The organism is Pseudomonas sp. P5_B2 (assembly GCF_056400445.1).
The window spans coordinates 1-6,481 of the sequence record NZ_JBFULH010000243.1 but is presented as its reverse complement, the minus strand read 5'-3'; the positions used below and the strand labels follow the sequence as shown (position 1 = coordinate 6,481).

Below are 6,481 nucleotides of genomic sequence, written 5' to 3'. Positions count from 1 at the left end.
GGGCAACATGGTGAACATGTACTGTTTGCGCTCAACCCCTACGGAGCCACCGCTGGTGGTGTTGACCGACTGGCACCCGGCGAGCAGCAGACTGGCGCTCAACGTCCCAAAAACCAATAGCTTGTTCATCACATAAACTCCCTGAAATCATGCCGCGTATCCTAGGCGTTGAAATCTACCGACGCCAGATACATAAAACTAAGACGCAAATTTCAGGCAAAGCTCTCAGCGCAGCAGGAAAAATTTATCAAGTCTGTGCGGGCCCCATTTAACCCGGGGTAAGACACTCCGGCGCATTCAGCTTCGGATCGTTCACCAGATTCGCCAATACCCGCTCGCGCAGTAAAGCGGGTTCACTGGCGAGCAAGGCCTGCAAGGTATGCAGCGGCGTCTCGGGATCGAGCCACGCCGCCTGCCCCGCCGCATCGAGAATCAACGGCCGTCGCTGACTTGCCGCCGGCTGCGTGATCACTGCGGTGCTCAGCCATACCTGTTCCTGCACCGGGTACGCCTCCCAAATAGCAGCAAAAAACAGCGACGAACCCTCGCCCGGCGTCAGCCAGTACGGACGCTTGCGCGTGGTGCCGCGCCATTCATAGAAACCGTTGGCAGGCAGCAGGCAACGACGCTCACGAAAGGCCTGGCGAAACATCGGTTGCTCGGCAACAGTTTCAGCCCGGGCATGGGCCGGGGTGCGGGACAGATCGGTCAGCCACGGTGGCGTCAGGCCCCAACGGGCGCGAGACAGTTCACGCTGTCCGTCCGCGCCTGCACGCAGCATCAATACCGAATCGTTGGGGGAAATGTTCCACTGGGCCTGCTGATCGGCGGGGAAGCCAGGCAGGGCCGCGAAGGCGGGGTTCCAGCGAAACAGGGCATAACGTCCACACATGGGGCAGCACGACTCTTGATCAAACGAACGCCAGCCTAACAGACCAGCGTGCCGGAAAAGCTCTCCGGTTCATCGCCGGACAGCGGCAGCGCGGCATTGTACGCGGTGATCAGCTCGCGGGCGTATTCGGCCTGGTCGTTGTCCACCGACAATCCCAACAGGCCGAAGATCGGCAGTTCGCCAGTGCCGCCGAGCAAATGGCGCCCCACCAAATGCGCCTCGATGCCCTCGCTGGCCAACATGCCTTGCAGCAACTCACCTTCCATCAGATTTTCCGGCTCGTAGATTCGCTGCATCAGAGCGCCCCTTTCATTCGTTTTCACTGTGAACTTCGAGCATCCATTCCTGACCGTCGGTCTGCAGGACAAACGTTATAGGCCGACAACACACCGGGCAATCTTCGATATAGGTCTGATCGCCACCGGACAGATCCAGCACGGCCTCTGCTTCCTCACCACAATACGGACATTCGTAGCGCTCGGTTTCCAGCATCGCGGTCTCCCGGGTGACTTGTGCGTATAATCGCCGGTCTATTTGCAGGGCTATTTTTGTCTGGCTATTTTTTCAGACCGTACCCTGTCGGTTTTGATCAAAACCTTTACTTACCCTAGCCGTTTCTAACAAGAGAGCATGATGGGCGAATTCGATGCCATCCGACCTTACGACGATAGCGAAGTCCCAGCGGTACTGGACAGGTTGCTTGGCGACAAGGCGTTTCTAGATATCCTCACCCACTTCCGCTTCCCGCGTTTTGCCGGTGCTTTCGGCTGGATGCTCAAACCACTTATAGCTCATCGGCTGCGCCGCGAGTTCGCTGGCGTTCATTCGGTGGCCACGTTGCAGGATAAGGTCGAGATGTACGTCGACCACACTATCGAACGCGCAACAGACGGCGTCACCTATACCGGCGTCGAGCAGTTCAAGTCGGGCAGCGCCTACCTGTTCATTGCCAACCACCGCGATATCGTGATGGACCCGGCCTTCGTCAACTACGCCGTGTACCACGCGGGCCTGCCGACACCGCGTATCGCGATCGGCGACAACTTGCTGCAAAAGCCCTTTGTCAGCGACCTGATGCGCCTGAACAAGAGCTTCATCGTGCACCGCTCGATCACCGGTCGCCGCGAAAAGATGGCGGCGTATCAGCTGCTGTCGGCCTACATCAACCACTCGATCCGCAATGATTGCGCATCGATCTGGATCGCCCAGGCCGAAGGCCGGGCGAAAGACGGCGACGACCGCACAGAGTCGGCGATCCTCAAGATGTTCCACATGAGTCGCAAGAACGAGCCGTTTGGCGAAGTCATTCAGTCGCTGAACCTCACCCCGGTGTCGATCAGCTATGAATACGACCCGTGCGATCAGGCCAAGGCCCGCGAGTTGTTCATCCGCGCCACCACCGGCAGCTACAGCAAAGTGCCGGGCGAGGACGATGTGAGCATCGCCAAGGGCATCACCGGTTACAAGGGCCGGGTCCACGTGAACTTTGCTGCGCCGATCACCGAGCTGTTCGAAGACACCAAGCAATTGGCGGTCGAGATGGACAAGCAAATCCTCGGTGGCTACCGCTTGTTCCCGGTGCACTACCTGGCCTACGCCCAATGGAAAGACGCCGACCCGCAATTGCAGGTGCCGAAAGCGGCTGAAGTGTTTGCGGCCGACGAACTGGCCAAGGCGCAAGAAGAATGGAACAAGCGCCTGGAGGGCTGCCCCGAGGAACATCGTCCGTTCCTGGTGCTGCAATATGCGACGCCGGTGCGCAATCAATACCGGGTGAAAGCCGGGTTGCCGCTGTAGTGTGGTGAGGGGGCTTTGTGGTTAGGGCGCCTTTGTGGTGAGGGGGCAAGCCCCCTCACCACAGGTTGTGTGTCGGAGGCTCAGACCTGCGTGCTGATCCACGACACCAGCAATGCCAGCCCGAGGCAGGCGAAACCGAAGCGATAGAAAAAGCGGTTCATACGCAACGTCGCCCAATCGAGAGTCGGCTCTACGTTGGGCTCGCTCTGGCGCTGGGCCACCATCGTGGCCATGGCGCGTTGTTCGCGGCGACGAGTGGCGTGCAGCAGCCAACTGCCCGGAAAGGCCAGCAGCAAGGCCAGCAGATTGACCAGTTTGGCGGGATGGGCGGTTAACAGCGTCATCAAATGCAGCGACATCACGGACCTCAAACAAAACAGGTGTAGCAGACGCCGAACCGACGAGTGCGGCGCGGATTCTACCGAAAGCCATATCTCCCGCATCCGATTTACGACAAATAGCTCACTATTTGGCGGATTCCTGTCCTGAGTCATAACTTCTTCTTTCCCTGCTCGCGAAAGCGGATTATCAGTCAAAGTAAATGTCGACTGACACGACGCCTTCGCCGGCAAGCCGGTCTCGCTCCCACAGTGGTTCGGTGTAAACCTGAATCAAAAAGCCCGGGGCCATTGCTGGCCCCGGGCTTTTTTTGAATCGGGCGAATACTTATTCGCCGAGAACCTGACCCACCGTCGGATCCTTGAACAGACGCGTCAGCGCATCACTCAGCACATCACTGACCAGCTTGGTGTTGGTTTCCTGGTTCGGTGCCATGCCGAAACGCTGGTCCAGCGATGCGCCGTAACGGCCGCTGTAACGACGATTAGCGTTCTGCACATCGGAGCGGAACGTCGCGCTGATGGTCGCTTCTGTCACATACATGCCTTCTTTAGGCGACTGATACTTCAGCTCGGCCAAGGTCACGGTGAGTTGCGGTGCATTCGGCGCATTGGACGTCGGGGTAAAGCCCAGCAAGCGCACGGCCGCCTCGGCCTGAGCCTGCAACTTCGGCAGAATCTGCGGGCCCTGCACGGTGATCGCGCTGGTTTCCGGGTACAAGCCGCCACGGGTGCCCAAGGTTGGCGACGGACGACCGTCTACCACACGCACAACCACCGGCTGACCATGGCCGACCGGCGCCAACTGGGTTGTCAGCTTGGGCTCAGGGTTCAGTTGTTGCGGGCTGTGGGCGCAGCCAACGAGGGTCAAACTGGTCACAGTGATCAAACCGAACAACAGACGTTGCAACATGCGTATCTCTCCAGAATCAGGCACAAACAGGCCCGCAGTATAGCGGTGCGTCATGACGGGTAACTAGCACCCTACAGGCCTTGAAGTAAATTCCGCCCCGCCCTCGGCACACGCGTTAACCCGCGCCAACCACGTGCACGGGTGCAACATCTGTTGACCACCTGACCAGATGCCTAATAAAAGTCATTAAACACGTCCATTTCCCTGCGTTTCTTAGATACAATCTGCCCCCGATTATAAGGACGTCTCCTGATCGRGCCTCGCAGCATCGTTAATGCCCCGGCATTGACACCCCGCACCGCCCACAGAGAGCCGCCCACACAGATCGAGTGAAGCTGGCGCGCTTGCTGTTTCTTGAGCAAAAACCCGCTTTTCACGAATCTGCAGAGCTGTCATTACGCTCGGTCACTGAGCTGTCTGCCCGTTTTGCCTATCATGTATCCCATGACGRTAATGCTTGCGGGCACGGTGCCAGGCTGGGACAGCCCTTTTTTGAGGTTCACGTCTTCAAAAGAGCGTGAAAAAACGGGTTTTCACAACTTCACAAGAGTGTGGCGAGCAAATGAATAGTTTTGCGTCTGAACATGCACCATTAGCGTCTGAAACAGCCCAACGACACAGGACCGAGCACTCCTCAAATACGGGAGCCTGAAGCCTGTCCGCTACGGATTTGGTTGCACAAACGGATGTATCGACCATAAGTCGAATTGCCAGCCGCGCGTTGAAATGAGTTCATAACCCTCATTCACCCGGCCGGTAGCGTCCGTCGAAGTTGCAAAAAATTGCGAAGATTCGGACATGGCGAAACTGGCCATGGGTACCTGGGGCAACACTGACACGCCCCGTCACTCCTGGCAGCCATGCCGTCAATTTGGTGCTGCAGATTTTGGAGACGCGTTAAATGGCGCATAACGAAGCAGTCGACGTAGTACTGGTTGGGGCCGGCATCATGAGTGCCACCCTTGCGGTATTGCTYAAAGAACTCGACCCCGCGATCAAGCTGGAAGTCGTCGAGTTGATGGATTCCGGTGCTGCGGAGAGTTCCAATCCGTGGAACAACGCCGGTACCGGTCACGCCGGGCTGTGTGAGCTCAACTACACGCCACAGGCTGCCAATGGCACCGTCGACATCAAGAAAGCCGTGCACATCAACACCCAGTTCGAGGTGTCGAAGCAGTTCTGGTCCTACCTGACCAGGAAAAACACGTTCGGCTCCTGCAAGACGTTCATCAGCCCGGTGCCACACCTGAGCTTCGTGCAAGGTGACAGCGGCGTTTCCTTCCTCAAGGAACGCTTCAAGTTGCTGAGCAAGCACCACGCCTTCTCGGACATGGAATACACCGAAGACAAGGCCAAAATGGCCGACTGGATGCCGCTGATGATGCCGGGCCGTCCGGCCGACGAAGTCGTCGCGGCTACCCGCGTGATGAATGGCACCGACGTCAACTTCGGCGCCCTGACCAATCAATTGCTCAAGCACCTGACCAGCGCGCCCGACGCGCAGGTAAAGTACTGCAAGCGCGTGACTGGCCTGAAGCGTAACAACGGCGGCTGGACCRTGAGCATCAAGGACGTCAACAGCGGCAGCACCCGTGACGTCGACGCGAAATTCGTTTTCCTTGGCGCTGGCGGCGCGGCATTGCCGCTGTTGCAGGCTTCGGGCATCGAAGAAAGCAAAGGCTTCGGCGGTTTCCCGATCAGCGGCCAGTGGCTGCGTTGCGACAACCCGGAAGTGGTCAAACACCACCAGGCCAAGGTGTACAGCCAGGCTGCCGTGGGTTCGCCACCGATGTCCGTGCCGCACCTGGACACCCGCGTGGTCGATGGCAAGAAGTCCCTGCTGTTCGGACCTTACGCCGGTTTCACCACCAAGTTCCTCAAGCACGGTTCCTTCATGGACCTGCCGATGTCGGTTCGCGCCGGCAACATCGGCCCGATGCTGGCCGTGGCGAAAAACAACATGGACCTGACCAAGTACCTGGTCAGCGAAGTGATGCAATCGATGGAACAGCGTCTGGAATCCCTGCGTCGTTTCTACCCTGAAGCGAAAGCCGAGGACTGGCGCCTGGAAGTGGCCGGCCAACGGGTGCAGATCATCAAGAAAGACCCGAAAAAAGGCGGCGTTTTGCAGTTCGGTACCGAACTGGTCGCGGCCAAGGACGGTTCCCTTGCTGCCCTGCTCGGCGCATCCCCAGGTGCTTCGGTGACCGTTTCGATCATGCTTGAGCTGATCGAAAAATGCTTCCCGGGCAAGGCTTCCGGTGAGTGGGCTGCGAAACTGGCAGAAATCTTTCCAGCCCGTGAAAAAGTGCTCGAAACCGATGCTGCGCTGTATCGCAAGATCAATGCGCACAACAACATCGCGCTGGAACTGGTTGAAGCCAGTAACGAGACCGAAAGCTACGCTTGATTCGGCCCCATAAAAAACGCCCCGCTCTCATTGAGAGCGGGGCGTTTTTTTATGGCCGGTGAACAGATGACCTTAAGATCTTTGGTGTGAGTTATGCCGCCTTCGCGAGCAAGCCCGCTCCCACATTGCAC

General features: G+C 58.2%; 7 protein-coding genes and 1 pseudogene. 2 read left to right on the top strand and 6 right to left on the bottom strand.

Going from position 1 to position 6,481, the window contains the following annotated elements:
• From AC1DRJ_RS17205 to AC1DRJ_RS17190, 4 genes and pseudogenes are all read right to left on the bottom strand, one after another.
• A pseudogene (locus AC1DRJ_RS17205) lies at nucleotides 1–129 on the bottom strand (M48 family peptidase); the annotation flags it as partial.
• Between the two features lie 139 nt (nucleotides 130–268).
• The gene (locus tag AC1DRJ_RS17200; RefSeq protein WP_477803209.1) at nucleotides 269–892 is read right to left on the bottom strand and encodes an SOS response-associated peptidase; all 624 of its coding nucleotides are present in this window, start codon (nucleotides 890–892) and stop codon (nucleotides 269–271) included.
• A gap of 35 nt (nucleotides 893–927) precedes the next feature.
• Nucleotides 928–1,188 carry a putative signal transducing protein gene (locus AC1DRJ_RS17195; RefSeq protein WP_477803208.1) on the bottom strand — a complete coding sequence of 87 codons (261 nt, stop codon included), beginning with the start codon at nucleotides 1,186–1,188 and terminating at the stop codon, nucleotides 928–930.
• 13 nt (nucleotides 1,189–1,201) lie between these two features.
• Nucleotides 1,202–1,384, bottom strand: coding sequence for a CPXCG motif-containing cysteine-rich protein (locus AC1DRJ_RS17190; protein WP_007947091.1), 183 nt, complete (start codon nucleotides 1,382–1,384; stop codon nucleotides 1,202–1,204).
• A 141-nt stretch (nucleotides 1,385–1,525) separates the two neighbouring features.
• Here AC1DRJ_RS17190 and AC1DRJ_RS17185 point away from each other — a divergent pair, with 141 nt between their 5' ends.
• The gene (locus AC1DRJ_RS17185) at nucleotides 1,526–2,689 is read left to right on the top strand and encodes a 1-acyl-sn-glycerol-3-phosphate acyltransferase (RefSeq protein WP_477803210.1); all 1,164 of its coding nucleotides are present in this window, start codon (nucleotides 1,526–1,528) and stop codon (nucleotides 2,687–2,689) included.
• A gap of 80 nt (nucleotides 2,690–2,769) precedes the next feature.
• Here the strand turns inward: AC1DRJ_RS17185 and AC1DRJ_RS17180 are convergent, their stop codons facing one another.
• Nucleotides 2,770–3,048 (bottom strand): hypothetical protein, encoded by a 279-nt coding sequence (locus tag AC1DRJ_RS17180; protein WP_477803207.1) that lies wholly within the window; start codon nucleotides 3,046–3,048, stop codon nucleotides 2,770–2,772.
• 307 nt (nucleotides 3,049–3,355) lie between these two features.
• Nucleotides 3,356–3,940: a YajG family lipoprotein gene (locus AC1DRJ_RS17175; protein WP_477794298.1), complete on the bottom strand. Its 585-nt coding sequence runs from the start codon at nucleotides 3,938–3,940 to the stop codon at nucleotides 3,356–3,358.
• A 901-nt stretch (nucleotides 3,941–4,841) separates the two neighbouring features.
• On the opposite strand from AC1DRJ_RS17175, the gene mqo reads away from it, so the two are divergent.
• Entirely contained in the window at nucleotides 4,842–6,350 is a 1,509-nt protein-coding gene (mqo, locus tag AC1DRJ_RS17170; protein WP_477803206.1) for a malate dehydrogenase (quinone), read from the top strand.
• Nucleotides 6,351–6,481 lie beyond the last annotated feature (131 nt).

Coding starts and splice junctions, on each gene's coding strand:
- AC1DRJ_RS17200 (WP_477803209.1), bottom strand. CDS start 892: ATGTGTGGACGTTATGCCCTGTTTCGCTGGAACCCCGCCTTCGCGGCC.
- AC1DRJ_RS17195 (WP_477803208.1), bottom strand. CDS start 1,188: ATGCAGCGAATCTACGAGCCGGAAAATCTGATGGAAGGTGAGTTGCTG.
- AC1DRJ_RS17190 (WP_007947091.1), bottom strand. CDS start 1,384: ATGCTGGAAACCGAGCGCTACGAATGTCCGTATTGTGGTGAGGAAGCA.
- AC1DRJ_RS17185 (WP_477803210.1), top strand. CDS start 1,526: ATGGGCGAATTCGATGCCATCCGACCTTACGACGATAGCGAAGTCCCA.
- AC1DRJ_RS17180 (WP_477803207.1), bottom strand. CDS start 3,048: ATGTCGCTGCATTTGATGACGCTGTTAACCGCCCATCCCGCCAAACTG.
- AC1DRJ_RS17175 (WP_477794298.1), bottom strand. CDS start 3,940: ATGTTGCAACGTCTGTTGTTCGGTTTGATCACTGTGACCAGTTTGACC.